The following is a 21,530-nucleotide window of genomic DNA, read 5'->3' on the forward strand; positions in this document are numbered from 1 at the left end:
CGCGCAGGCCAGCGCCGGTCCGCGTTCACCCCGTAGAAGTGGTGCAACGGATCACCTCCGCTCACGCGGAGAACACACGTTGATCAGGCACTGAGGTTCAACCCGCAACGGACCACCTCCGCTCGCGCGGAGAACACGCCGGCGCCAGGGCGATGGCGGCCATCATCAGCGGACCACCTCTGCTCGCGCGGAGAGCACTTCAAGGGGACCAGGACGGACGCCTTCGGCCACGGACCACCTCCGCTCGCGCGGCGAGCACGACGGGAAGAACTACGGCCGCCAGCCGGACCGCGGACCACCTCCGCCTGCGCGGAGAGCTCTTCGCGGCCCGGGACGCAGAACGCCCCGCAGCCGGACCACCTCCGCTCGCGCGGAGAACACCCGCCGCAGGACAACCACGCGATGCCCGGGGCCGGACCACCTCCGCCTGCGCGGAGAACACGCGGCGACCGCGTCGGCGATGCGCTCCTGCTGCGGACCACCTCCGCTCGCTTGGAGATCACTGTAGCGCCAGGCGAGAAGCGTCTCGTACTCTCGGACCACCTCCGCTCGCGCCGAGAGCACCTCCAGCCCCACGACTCGTAGAGCGTTGGACCGGACCACCTCCGCTCTCGCGCGGAGGGCATGCCGCCTCTTCACTGCCGCCGCCGTCGAACGTCGGGCCACCTCCGCTTGCGCGGAGAGCACACGCTGCGCCGAATCGAGACGAAGGAAGCGGACGGACCACCTCCGCTCGCGCGGAGAGCACCGGACATGCTGGGGCGCGAGCCTGCGGGCCACCGGACCATCTCCGCCTGCGGGGAGAGCACATCAGCATCGTGATCGCGAAGCCCCATTCCTCCAGACCACCTCCGCCTACGCGGAGAGCACGATCTCGACTACGCCGTTCGGCCGCTCGAAGCCGGACCACCTCCGCTCGCGCGGAGAGCACCCGTCGTGACCTGCGGCTCAGGAGAGCGTTTGCCCGTCCTCTGGCGTTTGCGGCTGTCCATCTGGACGGCCAGCTTGTCCACGCCGTTCTGGCCTGCCTCGATGCTGATGCCGTCCGGGACGGTTCGCCACCAGCATTGGGCCGCAGAGTGGTTGGCCTTCTCAACGACGCCCTTGCGGTTGCCCCGCCGGGGCGGGCAGATGTCGACACCGGCTCCGTAGTACTTCGCGACGGCGGCGAACGTGGGCAGGATTCGTCCGGTCGGCGGGTGGCAGACGGTGGCCATCCGGTCGAACCGCCACCTTCGGGCGGTTCCGCCCAGGCGCCGCAGCACTGCGTCGATGGCATCGACCAGGTGCGGGAAGGTCTCTGCTTCCGCGAGCACGGCCCGCCATCATCCCGAGTGGGCCAGGGCGCCGACGCCCCACTCCGCGGGCGGTTCTGGGAGTTCGACCCAGTCGAACTGGATCTCCTCGGGACGCGCAATGATCGCTACGTCTCGGCCGCTCGAAGCCCGGTACGGTTCGCAGTGGGGTCGCGCTTTGTATCGCCGCAGGGCCCGGGTGAAGGTTGAGTAGCCGCCCGAATAGCCGAGTTCCACCACTTCGTCGAAGAGCGTCGAGGCCCACAAGTGGGGGTCACCGCTGAGCCGTTGCCAGCAGTACTTCAAGAAGGGCATGAACGCGTCCGGCGACTGACGTCGATATCCGGAGACCCGCTCGCCATTCAGATACGCGCGGATCGTCTTGCGGTCGTGCCCCAGGTGCCGGGCGATCGCCGAGATCGACCAGCCCTGGCGACGCAGTGCGTGAGCATCCACGTCTTCCTCCCAAGTGAGCATCCAGGGCCGTTCAACAGCCCGAACTCCGTACTCACGCAGGCTCTCCAGAACTCGCCGAGACCAGTTCGACACGCCGACGAGGATCACGCAATGGGTGGGGAGATCACCTGAGCAGGTTTGGCCACCTGAAGAGCGACACCTGGGGAGGTTCAAAGAGCACCATCAGCGCATGCTCCTTGCTGACGCGGGGGCGAACCAGCTCTCCAAGATCTGCGCCCATCACAGGGACCGTGTTCCTCGCGAGACCCCCGAGCATGATCACACAGCACAGCCACTTTTGGGCCAGCCCACCAGTCCCGGTGTGGTTTGGTGTGGTCGATGTTGACAGACAGATCGCGCCTAAGGCAGCTTGCTGCTACGGTCGTTCGTTCGCCGAGGAGGCCGTGATGACTGGATCCCTACCCGTTTCTGTTCCAGCGGATCTGCGCCGTCAGCCGGTGGAAGACGTGCTGGAGCGTGTGGAGGGGGCCCTCCACGTGCGATTGGATCGGTACGCGCTGGTACGTAAGCGCCGTTCCTTGAGTGGCCGTACGGAGCGGGATACGTGGGTGCGCATCGAGCGGCGGGGATTCGAGCGGATCGGCCCGCAGGGCTGGAACGGGACCGAGGCCGCAGCCGTGCTGCAAGGGGTCGCGATGCCCGAGTGGTACCAGGGCGTGGCGTGGCGCGAGCCGGGCGAGCCGGTGATGTGGCGTGGGGATGAGATGGAGCTGCTTGCGTCGCCGTCTGTTGCCAAGGGCGCCCTGGTGCTCGAAGACCCGGCCCTGCCGGATACCTGGTGGGCAGCGCTGAACGCCTCGCTGGACGCCCTCGCGGACCAGCAGACGCCGCGGATCGCGACGCCGGACACGGTGACGGTCACCCAGGAGCAGGTGACGCAAGCACTTGGCGAGGTCTTCCCTGCTGTTGCCGATACGCGGATCGAGCGGTGGACGTCGGCTCATGCGGATCTCACCTGGGCCAACGTGATGGGACCGGAGTTCTCCATCATCGACTGGGAGGACTGGGGCATGGCGCCCCGAGGCCTGGACGCTGCGACGTTGTGGGGCAACGCGCTGGCCGTCCCGACGCTCGCGGACCGCGTCCACCAGGAGCGACGCGCGGACTTGGAGAGCCGGGACGGCAAGCTGATGTCGCTGTTCTTCCTGTCGAAGATCGTTGGACCCCAGGCGTATGAGGAGGATCCGCTGTTGGCGCCGGCCCGGAAGGAGGCCGAGCGCCTGGTGGCCGAGCTTCAGGTCTGACGGTGCCTACGAAGGGCGCGCAGGTACTGACTGACGGCGGGGGTGTCCACCTCCGCGCCCAGGGCTTGGACCAGCTGGGCCAGGTGACCGGGGTTGTCGGTGCCGACGGCCACCGCGGCAGCACTTGGCAGGTGAAACGCCGTACGGAATGCTGCCTGCACGCGCGACAAGCCATGGTGGGGCGGTCGAAGGAAGGGGCGAGGGTCGAAGTCCTCCCACACCTCCCCGTAGCCGCCACCGAACGGGCTCATGCCCCAAGTCTCCCCCGCCCGCCAGGCATTGCGCAGAACGGCCGTGGTGTCGAGGAGATCGATACCTACGAGGAACCCGGCCCGGACCATGAGGACGTCCGGAGACGGTAGGTCGTCCACCCCCGCCATGCCGAGCGGCCGGGGATCCCAGGAAGACACACCCCAGGTACGGCACAAGCCGTCGCGGGCCGCGTCGACCAGGGCGGAGCAAGCGCTGCCGAGGAGGGCGTGGCCATCAGCCAGAGACATGCCCGTGAGGCTCCGCTCGGGATTGTGGAGGAGAATAGTGTCAGGTTCCCTGCCGAGTTCCCGAGCCGCCTTCTCGATGGCCAGCCGCAGTCGGACCGGATCGAACGAGTGTTCAGCCTCTCCGGCACCCGGGAAGAAGCCCACCTTCGTAGACAGGGTGAACTTCGGCAGCAGATCGGCCACCGTCTCGGACAGCACCGTGTGCGAGCGGAAGCCGAGGTAGGGAGCTGCGGTGTCCAGGGCCGTGACACCAAGGTCGAGTGCGGCCGTCAGGATGTCGCGGTGGTGACGAGACCGGTGTAGGCCAAGGACAAGGCGCGGGTCAGCTCCGTGCACAGTTCCTCCTTCAGCAGGATCTCGGCGAGCTGTTCCACGTCCAAGCCGGTCTTCTCGGCGGCGTCGGCAATGTCGACGGGGTGGCCGCTCAGCAGCAGGGCGAGCGCGGGGTACGCCTTGCCAGCGAACGTGAGCTTCTTTCCCGCGGCGAGCACGTCCACGGTGTCGGTGTGCTGCTCGATTACGGGCTCGAAGTCGGTGACGCACACGACGGCCGCGGGCTTGCCGAACAGGCCGGTGGTCGGGACGTGCCGGGCAGCCAGGCGTTCCCGCTCCCGGGCATCGAAGAAATCCTGCGGGGTCAGCTTTGTAGCCATTTCGGCGACGGCGTTGGCCAGGAGCCGCTGTTGCCCGTCCCACTGGCCAGGGGAGTTCCAGCGGTCCAGGTCGTACCGGAACAGCTCCTGCGTTCGGGCTTGGTCGGCGAGCCAGGCCAGCCAGTTCACTCCGACGCGCTTCACGATGCCGAAGGTGGCGTGAAGGCTGTAGCCGTCGCCCTGGTCGTCCCGGGTGGCTTGATGCCAGAAGCCGCGAGGAATGTGCATTACGTCGCCGGGCTCCATGACGCCCTGCCACACGATCTCCTCGCTGGGCTCAGAGTTGGGGGCGGAGTCGCGGTACATCGGCGCCTTGCGCGAGGATCCGCGGACCTCCCAGCTCTTGCGGCCGGCGAGCTGGACGATCACGGTGTCGTGGTCGTCCCAGTGGAGCTTGAAGCCGCTGGCGTCCTGGGTGGTCAGGTAGGCGTTGACCTGCACCAGCTCACGGGCCCACCACTGGAGCGCGCGGCAGGTGGCTTCCATGGCCGGGTCGAAGAAGTCGACTTCGTCCAGAACCATGGTGCAGCCTTCGCGCATCAGCGCGCCGACACGGTGCATGTCGGCCATGGGGATGGCCTGTCCCCGCCGGGTGACGGAGGGGTGGATGTAGCGGCCAGGGTGCAGTTCGGCGCCGTCCTGGAAGATGCGGAACTGGGGGGTGGTAACGCTGCGGCGCATCACCAGGTCCAGCAGCTTCCTGGGGTTGAGCAGGCGATTGAGCAGATTCAGATCCTCGATCGTTCCCCGGGCGAAGGCGGCTCCGAGTTCCCGGGGTCCGTCCCAGCCGAGGGCATTCTCCATCGCGGTGACGAAGTGGTGGTCCACGTGTTCCTCCGGTCTGCGTGATGGGCGTGAGGGCCGGGGGCCCGCCGTGGATGACGAGCCCCCGATTGGTGCTTTGGCGTGCTGGTGGTACTACTCCTGCGGGAGGTTCAGGCCGTCGCGGTTCTCGCCGTCGTCGCCTGCGGAGGTGCCGGTGGAGTCGGACTCCGCCGCCGCAGCGGTGAAGCGGTCCTGGACCTTGATCAGGCTCTCGACGGCGACCAGCAGGTCTTCCTTCTGCGCTGCCATGCGTGTCTCCACTTCCTGGAATTCCAGGGCCGACGGGTGCCGGCCCAGCCCCGATGGGGCGTGCCTCACCAGCCCTGCTGTTTCGGGCCTGCGAGGAGATGAGGGTGGCGCGAGGCCACGGTCGAGTGAACGGGCATTCCCGGAGGCCAGTTGAGGATCAGCGTCTGGGATCACCGGCGATGGCCAAGGCGACCACCAAGACGGTGACGGCAACGGCGTAGAGAAGTACGGCGAGCTGTTGGCGCCAGCCCCGCCGTGCTCGACCACGCACCCGGGTCTCCCGCTCTAAAGGGGCCATCACTGTCGGAAGGCGGCCACTACGCCGCCCCCGGCACGATGGATGCCGGCCGAAGGGCACGCACCGACGACGCCGTACGGCCGCAGCGCGGGCACTCACACGGGGGGTATCGGCCGGGATTGGAGAGGATGTCGAACGGGTCGCCTTCCAGGACCCGTGTGCTCGGCAACCATGTCCGGCCCGAGTCCCGCGATACCCGGATGCTCATCCGGACGCGGGGTTCTATGCCCAGGTCAGAGGTTTCGCTGAGGGCCGTTCGCTCTGTGTCAGGAGTGCCCGCCGACTCGTTCAAGGCGGTCGTCCTTGGTCGCTTCGCCATGTCCAGAAGGATCGCGATCAGGACGACGTGCCAGAAAGGCCCAGCGGATTACCCAACTTGGGTAACATCACGGTCGGTTGAGACCTTGAAGCGATCCGTAGTCTTCCTCCGGAGCGTGCCCGATGCCCGAGTCACGTCGCACGAAGGAACTACCGGCAAGTCTGCTCACCGATCCCGAGATGATCGACGCGTGTCGCGTGCGCGACTTCGCGAGGGTCTTTCGCCTGGTCAAGGCTCACGTAGGCATCTACCCGTCGATGATCGCGCGCCAGTGTGAGCTGACACCGAGCCGAGTGGGGGAGGTAATCGCAGGCCAGCGGCAGCTGCTCCACATGGACGTGATCGAGCGGATTGCCGACGGTTTGCGCATCCCGGGGCACATGCTCGGGCTTGCCCGACGGGAGTGGGAAACGCCGCTTGCGCTTGCCGTGGCAGAGCGAGAGCCACCGGAGTCGGTGAACGCTCCTGCCGGGCTCAGGCCGCTTGCAGCCTTACCCGGAGTGGATGTGGACAGCATCCTTGCCTTGGCTGCCGGAGCCAAGCCGAGCCCTGCCACTCTCCAGGCGCTCCGGTCCTCGATCGAGGACTACTGGCGACTCGACGACGAGCACGGAGGAGAGACCCTTCGACCGGCCGTCGTCGGCCAGCTGCGATACGTCGAAGGACTGCTGAAGGGCCAGCGGCCGACGCCGATACAGAACGGCCTCTACGGCATCGCGGCGGAGCTGGCGCGGCTGACGGGTTGGACGTACTTCGACGCCCGGCAGTATCAGCAGGCCCGCGCGTACTTCTCGGAGGCTCTGCAACTGGCCAGAGAGATTCATGACCATCCGTTCATGGCCAACGTGCTGGCCTGCATGAGCCTGCAAGCGACCTACCAGGACAAGCCGGCGGACGCGCTTGCACTGGTGTCTGCTGCCCAGGACCAGGCCCGTGCCGCCACCGGGGCGACGCCGCGAGTACGGACGATGCTGGCCATGCGCGAAGCCTTCGCCCACGCGACCTTGGGGGACCGGAAGGCGACCCATAACGCGATCTCCGAGGCTCACAGTCAGTTCGAGCGTATCCGCGAGGGCGACCCGGATCCGGCATGGGTGACGTACTTCGATGAGCCGAAGCTCATCGTGGACACCGGCATTGCACACGGCCGTCTTGGGGAAGCTGCGATTGCCGAACCGCTGATCGCGGATGCGCTGGCGCTGGAGGATCCTGCGAACCAGCGTGGCCGGGCGTTCCATGCCTTCTGGCTGGCTCGTACGCAGCTCCAGCGGGGCAAGCTCGACCAGGCGTGCCACACGGCGATAGAGGCCCTGGTGCCCGCCGCAGCGGTGTCGTCCGAGCGGGTGGCCGGGCACCTTCGCGAGTTCTACGAGCAGCTTGCGCCCTATCGCGAGGTGCCGGCCGCGGTTGCCTTCGAGGCACGTCTACGAGCGATGCTTCCCCCGCAGAGTCAGCGAACCCCTTCGTCCATCAGGACGTAGAGGAGACCGACGAGAGAGCCGCTGCTGACGATCTCGCGGCGGTCGATCATGCCCCGAATGTTCGCCAGCGGGATCCACTCGACCCGGTCCGACTCGTTCTTCTCGGTCGGCGGCCCGTCGTACGTCGCACCGTCCGCGCGGAACAGATGGTGCTGGGAGTCCGTGATGCCGTTCGCCGGTTCGGCATAGATCAGCGGCTTCATCGGGCCCGGACGCCAGCCGGTCTCTTCGAGGACTTCACGAGCGGCAGCCTCGTCGGGGGTCTCGTCCGCCTCCACCAGACCCATGGGAAGTTCCCAGGCCCACGCATCTGTGATGAAGCGGTGACGCCACATCATCAGAACCTCTTGGCGGTCATTAACGACAGCAGCCACGGCCAGGTGGCGAAGCTTGACGACGTGGTGCTCCCAGCGATGCCCGTCCGGCGTTTCAACATCGGTGAGCCACAAGTTCACCCATGCGTTCTCGTAGATCGGACGTTCACCGTGGATCTTCCACTGCATCGCTGAGACCCCTCTCGATCGGCCTCCAGCATCGCAGAGTGCCGCCAAGACGGGAGCAGCTTCGCGAATTTTGCGTCACTGTGACGAGATGGAGGCCGTGCTGCTCAGCGACTCAGCTGCGTGAGGAAGCCCGTAACGAACTTCTCCTCTGGGCTCCACTGAAACCTTCGAAACAGAGCCACCACCAGCAGCACCAGACGCGGCAGTTTGATCGCGCGACGACCCGTTCCTTGGTAAAGCAGACCACCTGCCAAGCCGCAGGGCGACGGTTAAGGTCCACGGAAGCTACTGCCCCGCGAACGCGGGGATGCCCCCCACGGGTAGCGTGACTGCCGATGTGATGAGCGTCGTGGCTCTTCGGCCAATCAGTGTCCGCCGGTGTGCCCCATGCCGGGTAGCGGAGGGGGCCGAGTACCTCTGTCTCCTGTGGTCGGTGTGGAGTGTTCACCACATCCGCGAAGCAACCGAAACGAGACGCGGTCCCTGGCGAGGGGAACCAGGTCGGCATCGGAACGGATACGGTCGGGCCCGCCAACGCCGACAGCACTCACCCACGGAGGCTGTCCAGCGGCATGCCCCGAAGCGAGGGGCGGCTGTCACCCCCAGTCACGCAAGCCGACCCTGCTGCGTCTTCTACGGACCAGGGACCGACGAACAAGGGATGGACGCAGATGAAGACGACGATGCAGTCAGCATTGGGCACCGCACTGCTGCTCCTGGCCGCCATGACGGCCACCAGTGGCTCTGCCGCCGCCCAGGTGGCGGGGGCCGACGCCCCAGCCGCGCACCAGGCCCGGCTGACAGGGCAGTGGACCGAGTCCGTCGACAAAGACCGCCCGGGAGTCACCCTCTACATCCAGAAGCTGACCTTCACCGCGGACGGCCGTTTCGAGCAGATCAACAACGTGATCTGCAACCTCGACGATTGCCCCGTGTTCAAGATCGGTGTCAACACGGGTACCTACCACACAGAGGGAAGGACCATTCACCTCGATGGCAACCTCTCGGACCTCCACGGCACCGTCCGAAGCAGCAACACCATCGTCCTGGACAAACACGTTCTTCACCGCACGACTGCCGACGCCTGGGAGTAGCTCGCTGGGCTTTGGTCTCCAGCCCGACGCAGGGCGGCGACCTCAGACGCCGTAGCTTGGCGGCACTGTGCCCGGGCAGCCTCAATCGAGCTAGCGCATCGTCCGGCACCGCTACTGCTCCCCCGCTCACGCGGGGGAGCCCCTCACTTTGTGCGGGCGAAAACTGCGTGGCTGTCCCCCGCTCCTGGCTGCTCTTGTCCACAGCCCTGATGGCCGGGTGTGGGTGCGGGTGCAGCGCCGGGCGCCAGGATCCGCAGGGCGCGCATTGTATGGCCAGCCGAGGCGTTGATGGCCGCGACGCCCCGGGCATGTTCCAAGCACGCCTTCGTCACCCAGGCCGGCGAGTCCGGGCGTACGGTGAGCCGGTCCGAGTTCGGGTCGAAGCCCACGGCAGCGACGTGTCCGGTGAGGTCAGGGCGATGGCCCGCCCACCGCTTGCACAGGAAAGCGCTGGCGGCTGGCGGCATCCGGGCCCGCTCGGTGGCCAGCGCGCCCGAGCGCGGCCGCGAGGCCCATCGGCCCGCGGCTGTTCCGCCGCACGGTACGGACCGACCGCGGCTTCGCCTGCGCCTCCTGGCCAGCCGCCATTCTTCCGCGCCGCCTCCATCGCGGCCCGCAGCGCGAGCGCGGCGACTTTTGCGGGCACAGCTGCAGCCAGCCCCAGCCGGGCTATGGCAGCGCCCAGTCCCGTACGCCCGGCGAGCAGCCCTGCCGGTACCGGAGCACCTCCGCTTGCGGGGAGAGCGCAGATCGTCCTTGTTGCCGCGCAGGACTGGCGTGGGACCACCTCCTGGCTTTGTTTCTAAGTTGCGGAAATGGCAGCGGCCGTGTGGCGGCTGTTCCTGTAGTTGCATCCGCGAGTCGAGGGCTGTGCTCCGCGCCCACCACCGAATCACCGCCGGTACCGGACCGGCCACACCCGACGACCCCTGAATGGGTACTCGTGCTTGACCATCGAGCAGGTGCAGGTCCGGGTCTACCGATTGCACGACGGTGAGCTGGCGTTCAAGCACTCGACTCACGTCCTGCGGTCGGTCTCCGTCTCACGCGGTGGTTTCCGGGAGTCGGTATTCGTACTTGCGGGGCCGGAGGTCTTCGTCGGCGGGCTCCCAGTCGGTGTAGTGGGAGACCGTTCCTCCGCTGGCCGTATAGGGGTCGGTGTGGGTGTCGACCCTGATGTCGCTCACGACGTAGAGGTCGACGGTGTTGTCCTTGTCCCGTGCGTGGAGGACTTCGTTGATGGTCAGCTCCACGCTGGTCGCGGCGCCCGTGGTGCCCTTGACCTCGACGTGGCGTTCCTCCGTACCGCGGGTGCAGCGCAGGTCGTAGGGCTTGCCAAGCTTCTCGGTGGTCCAGCCGTCCTTCTCGTAGTGGTTGATGGCCAGTTGCTCGGCGTGTTCCTCGATGGTCTTGCGCTTCTTGGGATCCGAGATGTAGCCGGCGCCGCGGCGGCGGCGCTGTGGCTTCTTCTTGCCGTCGACCTGGTCGGCGGTGAAGCCGGGGGATTGGTCCAGGGGGACGTCTTCGGGTTCGTCGGGGTCGAAGGGGATGCCTGCGAGCTGCAGGAGGCGCCGGGCGGGCATCTGGACGAGTTTGCCCATGCCCCGGTCGGTGCCTGAGCGGCGGATGGCGTCGCTGCCGGCTTCGGTGAGCGGTCCTTCGGGGCCGAGGGGGACGTTCTCGAGCTTGGCGAGGGGTTCGATGCCGAAGCGTTGGGGGTACTTCAGGCGGCGCTCGGCTTCCTCGTCGGGCCAGTGCCAGGCCTGGCCTTCGTAGAACCCGCCGCGGACCTGGAAGAGGTAGAGGGTGGCGGTGCCGCGCAGCCAGTCGGGCAGCTGCACTCGGGGGGAGGCTCCGGTGGCCAGGATCGCGAAGTGGGGCTGTGCGGTGTCGTACTCGGGCTTCTTCTCGGGGAAGCCCCAGGAGAGGGTCTCGATGCCGTGCTCGAGGTTGCGCTGGGATTCGGTGCTCTGGCCGACATGGACCATGACGAACGTCGACGTCTTCATGCAGGGCATCATAAGCAGTCTTCTATCAACAGGTCGATAGTGCCTATTCTTTGATAGCGTCATGATCGGATGGGGTGCCGGACCCGAACTCCGAGTGTGACGGCACCTACTGACAACCAATCAGTGGCGGACGTTCGAAGCGGTCTATCCCGCACTGAACGCCTGGCCTGAGTCGAATCGACCGTCGCCGGCCGAGGCCCGTCGACAGGAACCCAGGGGAAACACCGTGACCGACAGTGCCCGTGTGGAGACGACGCACGACAAGCCTGCCATCCCCGTCCAGTTACCCGCTTCCGGGCCGGACCAGGAGTCGGCGGCCGGTGTCGCGTGCGTGGCGGCCGGCTCCGTCGGGGAGATCGCCGTGCAGGTGGGCAGTGCCTCGTTCATCGCGCGGTGCGTCGAGCGGTATCGCGCTTGTGGGTTCGGGGTTCCGGATGAGGGTGAGGTGCGGAGCTGGCGCGCGAGTTGGCCTCCCCTGTTCGAAGCCCTGATGCGGGCCGGCCTTTCGGATCTGCGGGTATACCTCGAGTATGGGACGCCGGGCGGAGGGCGGCGCTTGGATGCGCTTCTGGTCGGCACCGCACCCGATGGCGCGCTCGCCTTGGTCGTGGTCGAGCTGAAGCAGTGGCAGACCTGCCGGATCCTGGACGGCGGCCGGGTCATGCGCAGCGATGGGGTGGTGACCACGCATCCCGTCTACCAGGTGGCCGCCTACCGGAGCTTCTTCGGGTACTGGCGGCCCGAAGGTGCGCCCCGCCTGGATCTGCGTGCTGTGGTGGTGCTGCACAACGCCACCGCCGAGCAGGGGGCCGCCCTCAGCTCGGCCGCCGGCGACTTCAAGGACATCCCCGTCCTGACCGCCGGCGATCTGACGTTGCCGCCTGCGGCCCTGGCCCGGCTGCTGCGCTGCGACGACGTGGGCGCGGTGAGCTCCGCGCAGGCCGCCTCGTTCGAGGGCATCCGGTGGGCTCCGTCGGCCGGGCTCCTCGATCACGTCGGATCCGTCCTGGCAGGCAAGCCGGCCTTCGCCCTGGTCGGCGACCAGCAGGATGCCTTCGCCCGGATCCGCGACAAGGCCGCGCAGAGCCTGCGCAGCCCGGCGCCCTCGCCCCTGAGCGAACCCGGGCCAGGAGGGAAGCCGACCGCGCGCGGGGCGGTCATCACCGTCCGCGGGGGGCCGGGCAGCGGCAAGTCGGCGTTGGCCGTACGCCTGCTCAGCCACTTCATGCGCGACCACCCCGACGCGTCCCCGCGCTTCGTCACTCCCTCCGGCACGCTGCGCGCCCATCTCTTGGATGCCACCGCCTGTCACCCCGGCGCCCGCGAGCTGTTCCCCTCCGCCTCCAGCCTGCGCAGCACCGCTGACCGGGCGCGGGCAGTCGTCATCGACGAGGCGCAGCGCATGGCGCGGAGCGGCGGGCGGATGGCACCCGAACTCGCTGCGGCTCTCGAACGGGTGCCGCTGGTGGTGGTGTTCCTGGACGAGCGCCAGGTCATCCGGCCGAACGAGGGAGTCTCGGTCGCCGAGATCGCCGCCTTCGCCCAGGCTGCGGGACGCCGCCACCACTCCCTGGAACTCACCGGGTCGTTCCGCTGCCAGGGCTCGAAGGCCTACACCGACTGGGTCGAGGCCCTGCTGTACGGGCGCCCGGTCCTCTGGACGGGACAGGCCGGCTACGACCTCGGGCTGTGCGAGGATCCCTTCGCCCTCCAGGAGGGCGTCGAACGGGCCACCGCCGACGGCCACAGCGCGCGGATCACCGCCGGGTTCTGCTGGAAATGGACACCCACCCGCCAAGCCGCCCGAACCCTGCCCCTGGACATCCACATCACCAGCACCTCACCCACCGGCGAACCCCGCATCTGGCAGGCCGCCTGGAACGCCTCCACGGCACTCACCACCGCCGACGGAGAACCACTGGCACCCCCCAGCCAGCTCTGGGCCAGCCACACCGGCGGCCACCAACAAGTCGGCTGCGTCTACACCGCCCAAGGCCTCGAATACCACCACTCCGCCGTCATCATCGGCCCCGACCTCACCTGGCGCGACAACCACTGGACCGCCCACCCCGGCGAAAGCCACGACGCCCGCCTCCGCGACCTCGCCCCCGACGAATACCTCCCCCTCGCGCTCAACATCTACCGCGTCCTCCTCACCCGCGGCACCCACACGACCCGCATCCACTCCACCGACCCCGAAACCCACCACCACCTCACCACCCTCCTCAACTCCCACCCCGACAACACCACCGTGACAACGGTCGGGGCCCGCCCCCGACACAGGACATGACCGGACCAACACCAAGCCCACCTCAACGCGCTCGTCCCACGGCCTCTGCCCGGCCAGACACACACCCGGTCCACTACCGACCCGGATCAGCCACAGCCGGGGCGCAGCCTGCCGTCGGGGCGGAAACCCACGGCCTCCGCCGGGGCCGCAGCCGGATGCCCGGCGATACCCAGCCGGATCGTGGTGGGGGAAGAGCGGGCCGCCGCCGGTGAGACCCACGATCTGACCGCGAGAGACGCCTCCAGCAGGGTGGTCAGAGTCTGGTGGTGAGGAGCAGCTGGCGGACCCGCTCCGAGGGGGCGCTCCGCAGCAGGTCGCGTCCTACTCGCCGATCCCGGATTTGGCTACGGCCGCGATCCGGGCGTGGCGTCAGGAGTCCGGCGGCTGCCGACGAGCTTGGACCAGGTGCTCTTGTCCGTGCCAATGGCCTGTGCGCCTGTGTACGAGAGAACCGGTTCTGGCACAGGTTCTGTGGTCTGGCGACGGTGACTGATAGTGGGGTGGCAAGACACCTCATGCAGTTGACGCGTCAAGCCGTGGGTGTTCGCTGCCCAATCGCGCGCGCAGAACCTCGGCCCAGTCGCCCGGGCTCCGGACCTTCGCTGACGCACCAGGACCGACAGCGAAGCCAGTCACACCTCGCCCAGGAACCCAGGATCGGACGGCCCCATCTGCCGGGCGAAGTCCGCTGCGACTCCTAGGACCTCGCGCATCGGGACAGGCCGCCGGCTCGTGGCCGCGAGATCGGCGTGAGCTTCCTCGGACCACAGGAACGGATACACGGAAAGGCCCTGCCCGACAGCCAGGGCAGCGGTCTCCTCACGCCAGCCGGGCCAGCGCATTCCGTCATAGAACGTCTCCAGCCTGCCCGAGAGCAGCCAGGAGACCCATCCGGAGTGGCCCATCTCCATCGCCTCCCACTCCAGAGCGTCGGGAGCGAAATACGTCATCTGGCCAGGTGCCCCAGGGCGGCCCGCGGCCGCGGGATCGCCGCCGTTCAACGCGAAGACCCCTCCGACAATGTCGTGGCCGACGACAAGACCTGTCGCAGGATGCCAGCCAGGGTCGAAGTCCGTGGGGAAGCGGTTGACCTGCGCCAGACTCGGGAGTCGCCCATCCGCGACCGAACCCGAACGCCCGCCGAAAACTCGCAGCCACCCGTTGTCCACGAGCAATCCGCCGGTGTGCAACGCCAGTGCACCCAGCACCGATCGCCCGGTGACCTGCATCTGCAGAAGGCACCGGCGGCCCTCGTTGACGTCTGCGGGCAGCACTTGAACCGGCACGGAGCTCGCCCTGAGAACCGCCTGAAGCTCCGGCCACGCCGGATCGTCCACATTGACCAGCTCATCGATCCCTCGCATCCGACGATGGTCGCACCTTCCGGTATCGCCTCATCGCGTGGGCTAGACCGCGCTCACTCGAAGGCCGGGGCGATGGATCAGGTAGGCCGCGGCTGGTCTCGATGGCCACCGGAATCGGCGTCTCGCCGGTATCGTCGTGCTCGGCCAGGAGGTCCAGCAACAACCGGTGGCCATCCAGGTCGTCGTTGATCCGGCACTTGGCCGGCAGCCTGCCGGTGTCGTCGACGAGCGCGACGTCGTGGTGTCCCTCCGCGCAGCCGATCCCGCAGAACACGTCCATGGATTCCGCCCCTTCAGGGCGCCCTCGGAAGGTTCTGTGTCGGCCCACACCTTTCCGCATCCTTGACACGGGGGCCGAGGTGGAGGGCGAGCCTCAGGCTCGCGGGGAGCTCCGCGAAGCGGGGGGCCGCCTCCGGCGTGCCACCCCATCACCACCGCAGCGTCCCTGCCGTGTTCCGGGCACCAGGACTGCGGGGTGGGATGCCGCAGCCCAGCCGCCCGCACCTGCACTCCTTCACCCCGGCAGGGGCATCAAGCCGTCTCGCGCGGGGCGCAGCACCAGCCCGTGGGGAGGCCGCACCCGGACAGGCGAAGAGCCGCCACGCTCACGGGGTGACGGCCCTCGGTACTGCGACCTCCGGTTACGGGGCTGGGGTGAACTCCACGTCGGTGCCGCCGCAGCCGGCCGCGATGTCCAGCAGCCGGTCCTGTTCCAGCTCGTCCACCGCGAGGCCCCAGCGGAGCTTGGTCGCGGTCCACTCTGCGCCGTATCGGCACAGCGCGTCTGCGGACGGCGGCAGCCACTCCGCCGGATCCTGGTCCGCCTTCTGCCGGTTCGAACGGGCCGTGACCGCGACCAGGGAGGCGAGTTGCCCCTGGTCATTGGCGTACGCTTCGCGCCTTTGCGCGGTCCACGAACTGGCACCCGAATCCCATGCTTCGGCGAGCGGGACCATGTGGTCGATGTCCAGCGCGCCGGCCGGCGTCACCTCTCGCTCGTCGTAGTAGCTCCACCACAGCCCTCCGGACAGGGTGCAGCCCGGGCCGACCTCCGGTGCCTCGACTGCCTCTGCGATCAGCACCTCCATCCTCGTGTTGCAGCCGTCCGACGGATTGGCACCAGTGTTCCAGTGCCGGAAGCTGGTGCGTTGGTAGCCGGTTCGGTCTTCCACTGCGAGTGGGAGCGCGGTCACTGCCACCGCGATTGGGAGAACCTGCGGTACGGCGCGTTCCTCGGCGGCGTGCGCGGTGGCGGCGGGCAGGGTCAGGGCAAGAGCAGCGGCCGCGACTGCAGCCCGCATCATGATCATCATGAGCCGGTTCTACCGGCTCCCACATCATCAGCAACAGACCACCGAGGCCGGTTCACCCGGCCGAGGAAGAGGATTCACCGGCGAACCGGCACTGCAAGGATGAACGTCACGGTGCAGCCAGCGTTATCGGTACGGGCCCGAGCAGGGTCCGCGCGGCGGATGCCGCCGACCGACGGTGGCGCGCGGTGCCTGGTGCCCGGTGCGGGCTGGCGATCGCAACGGGCTCTTGCGGTCGTGATCGGTCGCAAGGCAATTCCACGGAGGGGCTCCGAACTACCTGATCTTTTCCTTGGCTCTGTGCGTGTGGTGGGCTAGCGGGTGGACGCCTGTTGGCGTGTCGTACCAGCCTTCGCCCCTTGTCTCGGGACCGTCTGTTCCTCCTTTGTTTCGGCCGCAGTTGGCGGAGGGCCGGCGTCTTCGTGCGGTCGAGTCATTCGGGAACGACCGCTCAAACGCCGACATCGCGGGGATGGCGGGGGTGCACGACCAGTGGCACCATGCCGCCGCGCAAGGGCAAGAGTCAACAACTCCCCCACCGTCGCAGACACTCCGCCGATCGCAGGACCCCACGGCCCGCAAACAGCCACCCAACCCACCCCGCTCCGGACACCCCACACTCAACACCCCCACCCCGCCCCAAGGAGTAAGTCCGCCCAGTCACCACTCGAAGAACGGCTCGCCACCTGCACCAACGGCAAATCGCCGGACGACACACGTTCCCCCCTTGCTTCCCCCCACGCATTCCCCCATGCCCACCACCCAGCGTCTCCCCATGGTTCCCCCATCGCGTCCCCTCAGTTGGTGCCCGGCCCCGGCCTGTACGTCGCGCAATGAGCACGCCGAGCCTCCGGGTTCCGCTCGAACTGGGCGGGTGCGCTCTGCATATCCGGCGCCCCGACAGTGATCAAGCTGCTCACGCGGGGCGACAGCGCCTGGACCATGCTCAACACGTCAGCCTGGTGACGATCCCGCCGCCCTTCCGGACGGCACTGACCATCATCGCCTGGTCCTCGAGCCGGAGCCCGCCCGCCCCAACCGCCATGTAGGCCTTCGTCGCCAGCTACCGCCTCATCTCGCGCGCGGCGGACGGCGAGGAACTACACGTGGTCACGGAGGTCGCGGCCACCCGCGACGGCATGCCGTCGCACGCGGGCACCTCGAAGTGATCAGCGCAGGCGCCATCCACGCGCCCGAACAGGACGCCATTGTCCGGATCCCGCTCTGAAGGAGACCACCCGTTGGATCCCCGCTCGCAGGCCCCTCTCGTCATGCACGACCCGCCGCTGCGCGACGGCCAGCACACCGTGCGCCGGCAGTTCGCAGATCTATACCGGCGCCTGTGGCGGGCGCCGAACCACCCGCCTATCGAGGGCGGCTGTGCAATGAAGGACGCGTGGCGCAGGCGTCCTCCGGGCGAAGAGCGGCGCCGCATCCCCATGAACGCGTGGCGGTTCGCAGTGTTCGTAGTCGCCGTCGCGGTGTACATCACCGCCTCGGAGATGCCGCGGTGACGTCAGGCCACACCGCGGTGGCGGCAGGTTCACACGTTCGCAACCTGCTGTCCGCCGACTCCTCCGTCGGATATTGGCCGCGGGCCGGGCTATGCGGCGTGGGCGAGGAGCTCCCGTACTCCTTGAGCGTCGCGGAAGGACTCAAGACGGGGGATGAGATCTTCCACCAGCTGTACGCAGCGGGGTGCGCCGATGCGCTGGGCGAGTTCGAGCGACTCCAGCGCTGCGGCTGCGGCCTGCTCTGGTTCACTCAGGTCGATGAAGCTGCTGGCCTGGTAGGCGAGGAAGACCCCTCTGGTCTTGTCGCGGGTGGTGGGCAGCAGGTCCTGGCCTTCGCGGATCAGGCTCTGCGCGCGACCGGTGTCTCCCAGCTCGATCAGGCACTGGCCGGAGTCAACGGCCAGGTCCGCGTCGGACATCCATGCGCACCACGTCGGCTTCGGCTCCAGGGACGCCTTACCCAGAAGGTGTTCGGATGCGGCGAGCGCGCGCAGGGTGGTTCGGCGTTCTCCCTGCGCGGCCAGTGCACGGGCCAACCGCAGCTGAAGGAGGGACTGAGCCGCCGGATGGACTGTCCTGGAGAGGGCCCGTTGGAGGATGGCGGCTGCTGTCGCAGGGTCGCCGCGCCAGGAAGCCTGGTAGGCGAGGTCGCTGAGCATTGCAGCGCCCAGGTCGTGGTCTGCGACGGCGTGGGCGCTGTGCAGGCCGGCTACCCAGTAGCGGGTGGCCTCGGCGTACAAACCGAGATCGAAGCGGTGCCACGCCACGGTTTGGCTGAGGATCCCGGCCAGGGCGTGGAGCCGGAGGCCAAGCGAGCCGGAGTAGCGGCCGTCGGCAATGAGGTCGGTCACGGTTGCCAGGTGGGCGTCGATCAGAGGGGCAGTGTGCTGCCGTTCCTGAGTAGCCAGGCTCGTCAGCCGTGCACTGGTCTCCTCGAGGAGGACGACAAGGTCTTCGCCGACGGCTTTGCTCTGGGTGCGGCCTGTCGCCTGGGGCCGCACATCGGCGGACGCCCAAGTACTAGCCAGGGTAGTCAATGCTGTGCCGGAGATCGCGGACAGGACAAAGCGGCGGGATCGCTCCATGGATGCTCTCAATGCTTCTCGCAGGGCCGGCATGGTACTGGCGGAGCCCAGGGGGACCACTCCGGCGTCGGGCAGCCAGTTCGGCCACGACCTCACGTCGACGTTCTCCAGGGGAACTCCGAACACTTCGGCGATGTACTCCTGGGATTCCCTGTCGGGTGTGACCCCGTCGACTTCCCACTTATAGATGCGCTGTTTGGTCGTGCCGGAACGCAGGCCGCGGCGTTCAGCCGCCGCGCAGATCTCTCGGGCGAGGTCGACGCCGGTCATGCCCCGCGCGGCGCGCACAAGTGCCAGGGCGTGGGTGTTCTTGGCCACTCCGTCATCCAATCAGCAGCATCCGTGTTGAGCGTAGCCGTCTACCGGCCGGGATTACCGCCGGGATTACCGACAACTCCTTTCAGTAGGCGGCCAGTTGCTCGACACTCGATCATCCCAGCGACCTCGCGTGCTGTTCGACCGTCGGGTGCCGCTGCCCTGTTCCCTGTTCCTTCTTCCGGTCTGCCGTCCTATACGGGCACCGACCGGACCGCTCGACCGTTCGAGAGGAGATCGACGTGCAGTCTCCGTTGGATAGGGCGAGTTCCGTGCCGCCTGCACTCGCCGGGCCCAGTGGGCCGACCTGGCTGGTGACTCCCGGGATCACGCCTGCGCGATTTGACACGGCAGTGGGCTCCGGCGCCCAGGTGGCGGCGACGCCGGGCCGGGCAACACCATGTCCACCGCGGCCGGGGCGTTCCTGATCGACTGGGAACAGCTCTCCATCGGCCACCGCGAATGGGACCAGGCCACCGCCGCCTGGCACCGCGACGTCTTCGGCGCCAGCCCCGACGACTACACCGCCTTCGCCCGCGTCTACGGCCACGATGTCACCACCTGGCCCAGCTACCAGGTCATCCGCGACATCCGCTCCCTGTGCACCACCCTGTTCGCCCTGCGCCACGCCACCGCCATCCGGCAGGCCGCGCCGAAGCGGACCACCGCTTGGCGTGCCTGCGCGGAACTGCCGGCCCCGCCCCGAAGCCGTGGAGCGCCCGTAGGTGGCAATGGGCCCGCTCGGCGGTACCCGAAGCCGTACTGGCCCGCTGACGAGCCCGCCCAGCCCGAGCCGGAAGCCTGAGCGTCGGCGTTTCGGCCAAGTAGCCAACGGAGGTGGTCTCTTTCAGGGCAAGGGTCGGTGCATCGCACACCTTCGAAAATCCGCTCCACTCCAGGGTGGGCAACCCGTCCGAAAGCGCTGGTGTTCGAAATCGGTGTGGCGTCGTTGAGCACGGCAGCACCAGCATCACGTCCACGAGGGGGAACTCATTGGCATCCATCGAACGAGGCCGCGATGAAGCCGTCGCGTACCTGCCAAAGACTCCGCCCGACTCCCGCGGTGGCCCGCCGCCCGATCTCGAGACGGCGAGCTGACCCTCCAGCGCGAGTTCCACAGCCCAGCCCGCATTACCGCCCACGTCGAAGGCGAGACGATGTCACTCAGTTTCACCGCGATCAGTAAGACGATCAACGCGTACATCAGTCGCCATCCCGGCGAGCGTGACGCCCTGGCCGGGCTGCTCGCCGCCCTGGACCGGCCCGTTGACGTGACCGCCCGCACGACGCTGCCCGGGCACATCACCTGCAGTGCCGTCGTGATCGACCGCCAGGGCCGGGTCCTGCACATCCGGCACCGGGCCACCGGCGGCGTCATGCTGACCCCGGGCGGCCACGTCGAGCCCGGCGACGGGACGCTGCTCGCCGCGGCGCTGCGCGAGGTGGCGGAGGAGGCCGGGATCGCGCCGGGCGCCCTGTGCCTGACCCGGCAACTGCTCGGCTCTCCGATCGACATCGACGTCCACGACATCGACGCCAGCCCGTCCAAGGGGGAACCGGCCCACTGCCACTACGACTTCCGCTACGTCTTCTACCTCGCCGACGAGGAGCCGCCGACGATCGCGCTGCAGGACGAGGAGGTGTCCGGCGCCCAGTGGCTCCCGCAGCCGGAAGTCAGCTCCCCGACACTGCGCGCGAAACTCCTCGCGGCGCGGCTGGACGGCCGGCCGGAGCCGGTGAACGTGTCCGCGCTGATCCACGACGGGACCGGCCGGTACCTGCTCCATCTGCGCGACCACAAGCCCGGCGTCATCTGGCAGTCGGGGGCGTTCGCTCTTCTCGGCGGTGGCCGCGAGCACGACGACCAGAGCCTTGAGGGCACGCTGCTGCGGGAGCTGTCCGAGGAGGTGCCCGACCTCCGCCTTGAGGACTTGAAGCCCTACGCCTTGGAGGCCGCCACCAGCATCGACGGCCTCAGCGTCCCCGTCCGGGTCTTCGCCGGCCGGTGGCACGGCAACCCCGACCGTCTCGCGCTGCACGAGGGTGTGCTTCTGCGCTGGTTCGCGCCCGATGAGCTGGACCGGCTGCGCCTGAGCCCCGCCACCCGGGACCTGATTCACCGGCACGCGGCCGAGAACCCTCCGGACAACGGGCCGGCCGCTGCTCCTCCCGTGTGGGACGGGGGCAGCCGGACGGTGCTGAACGGCGTCGGAGTCCACCTCCATCTCGAAGACGACGAGGGCCGGGTGCTTCTCGGCCTGCGTCATCCCGAGTCGCAGTACGCGGGCGACACCTGGCACTACCTCGCCGGGCGGTGCGAGCAGGAGTCCGCCCTCTCATGCCTGGTCCGCGAGGCGTGGGAGGAAGCAGGGCTGGTCATCGACCCCGCCGACGTGGAGCTCGCGCACGTCGTCCACGTCGTCGACAGCCCGGGCAGCCTGCCCCTGATGCAGCTCGTCTTCCGAGCATGCCGGTGGGAGGGCACCCCCGAGGTTCGCGAGCCCGACAAGTGTCTGACCTGGCAGTGGTGGCCGCGGCACGAGCTCCCGGACCGCCTGGTCTCCTACACCCGCACGGCCATCACCGCAGTCTCCGAAGGCCGCCCCTATTCCCAGCTGGGCTGGTGAGCAGGGTGGGCACACCCACCGGTAGCGGACCCTGTCGGCGGGCCCAGACCGAGCCCACGCACGTGCTGCGGAAGCGCC

The 21,530-nt window shown here is 68.4% G+C and carries 17 protein-coding genes and 1 pseudogene; 7 read left to right on the top strand and 11 right to left on the bottom strand.

Annotated features, from left to right (window positions below):
- Window positions 1-878: 878 nt before the first annotated feature.
- Both ACFYZ4_RS11505 and ACFYZ4_RS11510 read right to left on the bottom strand, forming a co-directional pair.
- Window positions 879-1,316: a hypothetical protein gene (locus ACFYZ4_RS11505; protein ID WP_390783749.1), complete on the bottom strand. Its 438-nt coding sequence runs from the start codon at window positions 1,314-1,316 to the stop codon at window positions 879-881.
- A gap of 9 nt (window positions 1,317-1,325) precedes the next feature.
- Entirely contained in the window at window positions 1,326-1,751 is a 426-nt protein-coding gene (locus ACFYZ4_RS11510) for a hypothetical protein (RefSeq protein WP_390783750.1), read from the bottom strand.
- 407 nt (window positions 1,752-2,158) lie between these two features.
- Here ACFYZ4_RS11510 and ACFYZ4_RS11515 point away from each other — a divergent pair, with 407 nt between their 5' ends.
- Window positions 2,159-3,016: a hypothetical protein gene (locus ACFYZ4_RS11515; protein WP_390783751.1), complete on the top strand. Its 858-nt coding sequence runs from the start codon at window positions 2,159-2,161 to the stop codon at window positions 3,014-3,016.
- On the opposite strand, the gene ACFYZ4_RS11520 is transcribed toward ACFYZ4_RS11515, so the two are convergent.
- The 3 genes from ACFYZ4_RS11520 to ACFYZ4_RS11530 form a co-directional block, all read right to left on the bottom strand.
- Window positions 3,007-3,852 (bottom strand): aldo/keto reductase, encoded by an 846-nt coding sequence (locus ACFYZ4_RS11520; RefSeq protein WP_390783752.1) that lies wholly within the window; start codon window positions 3,850-3,852, stop codon window positions 3,007-3,009. The two genes, ACFYZ4_RS11515 and ACFYZ4_RS11520, sit on opposite strands and share 10 nt — an antisense overlap.
- Window positions 3,786-4,997: a JmjC domain-containing protein gene (locus ACFYZ4_RS11525; RefSeq protein WP_390783753.1), complete on the bottom strand. Its 1,212-nt coding sequence runs from the start codon at window positions 4,995-4,997 to the stop codon at window positions 3,786-3,788. Before ACFYZ4_RS11525 ends, ACFYZ4_RS11520 begins: the two co-directional genes overlap by 67 nt.
- A gap of 90 nt (window positions 4,998-5,087) precedes the next feature.
- Window positions 5,088-5,243: a hypothetical protein gene (locus tag ACFYZ4_RS11530; protein ID WP_390783754.1), complete on the bottom strand. Its 156-nt coding sequence runs from the start codon at window positions 5,241-5,243 to the stop codon at window positions 5,088-5,090.
- Window positions 5,244-5,982: 739 nt separating this feature from the next.
- On the opposite strand from ACFYZ4_RS11530, the gene ACFYZ4_RS11535 reads away from it, so the two are divergent.
- Window positions 5,983-7,341: a hypothetical protein gene (locus ACFYZ4_RS11535; protein WP_390783755.1), complete on the top strand. Its 1,359-nt coding sequence runs from the start codon at window positions 5,983-5,985 to the stop codon at window positions 7,339-7,341.
- Here ACFYZ4_RS11535 and ACFYZ4_RS11540 read toward each other — a convergent pair.
- Window positions 7,311-7,844: an NUDIX hydrolase gene (locus tag ACFYZ4_RS11540; RefSeq protein ID WP_390783756.1), complete on the bottom strand. Its 534-nt coding sequence runs from the start codon at window positions 7,842-7,844 to the stop codon at window positions 7,311-7,313. The two genes, ACFYZ4_RS11535 and ACFYZ4_RS11540, sit on opposite strands and share 31 nt — an antisense overlap.
- A 671-nt stretch (window positions 7,845-8,515) precedes the next feature.
- Here ACFYZ4_RS11540 and ACFYZ4_RS11545 point away from each other — a divergent pair.
- A complete protein-coding gene (locus tag ACFYZ4_RS11545; RefSeq protein ID WP_390783757.1) occupies window positions 8,516-8,938 on the top strand; it encodes a hypothetical protein in 423 nt (140 codons plus the stop codon).
- A 1,043-nt stretch (window positions 8,939-9,981) separates the two neighbouring features.
- On the opposite strand, the gene ACFYZ4_RS11550 is transcribed toward ACFYZ4_RS11545, so the two are convergent.
- Complete coding sequence (locus ACFYZ4_RS11550) at window positions 9,982-10,947, bottom strand: DUF3883 domain-containing protein (protein ID WP_390783758.1); 966 nt, start codon at window positions 10,945-10,947, stop codon at window positions 9,982-9,984.
- A gap of 556 nt (window positions 10,948-11,503) precedes the next feature.
- On the opposite strand from ACFYZ4_RS11550, the gene ACFYZ4_RS11555 reads away from it, so the two are divergent.
- Complete coding sequence (locus ACFYZ4_RS11555) at window positions 11,504-13,237, top strand: DNA/RNA helicase domain-containing protein (protein ID WP_390783759.1); 1,734 nt, start codon at window positions 11,504-11,506, stop codon at window positions 13,235-13,237.
- 632 nt (window positions 13,238-13,869) lie between these two features.
- Here ACFYZ4_RS11555 and ACFYZ4_RS11560 read toward each other — a convergent pair.
- The 3 genes and pseudogenes from ACFYZ4_RS11560 to ACFYZ4_RS11570 all read right to left on the bottom strand — a co-directional run bounded on the left by ACFYZ4_RS11560 (window position 13,870) and on the right by ACFYZ4_RS11570 (window position 15,905).
- Window positions 13,870-14,601, bottom strand: coding sequence for a DUF2625 domain-containing protein (locus ACFYZ4_RS11560; protein WP_390783760.1), 732 nt, complete (start codon window positions 14,599-14,601; stop codon window positions 13,870-13,872).
- Window positions 14,602-14,620: 19 nt separating this feature from the next.
- Window positions 14,621-14,881, bottom strand: a pseudogene (locus ACFYZ4_RS11565) (IS110 family transposase); the annotation flags it as partial.
- A 361-nt stretch (window positions 14,882-15,242) separates the two neighbouring features.
- A complete protein-coding gene (locus ACFYZ4_RS11570) occupies window positions 15,243-15,905 on the bottom strand; it encodes an HNH endonuclease family protein (RefSeq protein WP_390783827.1) in 663 nt (220 codons plus the stop codon).
- A gap of 1,277 nt (window positions 15,906-17,182) precedes the next feature.
- Here ACFYZ4_RS11570 and ACFYZ4_RS11575 point away from each other — a divergent pair.
- Window positions 17,183-17,425, top strand: a complete 243-nt coding sequence (locus ACFYZ4_RS11575; protein ID WP_390783761.1) for a hypothetical protein — start codon at window positions 17,183-17,185, stop codon at window positions 17,423-17,425.
- An 89-nt stretch (window positions 17,426-17,514) separates the two neighbouring features.
- On the opposite strand, the gene ACFYZ4_RS11580 is transcribed toward ACFYZ4_RS11575, so the two are convergent.
- A complete protein-coding gene (locus tag ACFYZ4_RS11580) occupies window positions 17,515-18,828 on the bottom strand; it encodes a helix-turn-helix transcriptional regulator (RefSeq protein ID WP_390783762.1) in 1,314 nt (437 codons plus the stop codon).
- Between the two features lie 397 nt (window positions 18,829-19,225).
- On the opposite strand from ACFYZ4_RS11580, the gene ACFYZ4_RS11585 reads away from it, so the two are divergent.
- Together ACFYZ4_RS11585 and ACFYZ4_RS11590 are read left to right on the top strand one after the other, a co-directional pair.
- On the top strand, window positions 19,226-19,630 hold the full coding sequence (locus ACFYZ4_RS11585; RefSeq protein ID WP_390783763.1) for a hypothetical protein: 405 nt from the start codon (window positions 19,226-19,228) through the stop codon (window positions 19,628-19,630).
- A 352-nt stretch (window positions 19,631-19,982) separates the two neighbouring features.
- On the top strand, window positions 19,983-21,452 hold the full coding sequence (locus tag ACFYZ4_RS11590; protein ID WP_390783764.1) for an NUDIX domain-containing protein: 1,470 nt from the start codon (window positions 19,983-19,985) through the stop codon (window positions 21,450-21,452).
- Window positions 21,453-21,530 lie beyond the last annotated feature (78 nt).

Origin of the sequence: Streptomyces sp. NPDC001513 (genome assembly GCF_042894695.1) — a bacterium.
GTDB lineage: Bacteria > Actinomycetota > Actinomycetes > Streptomycetales > Streptomycetaceae > Streptomyces.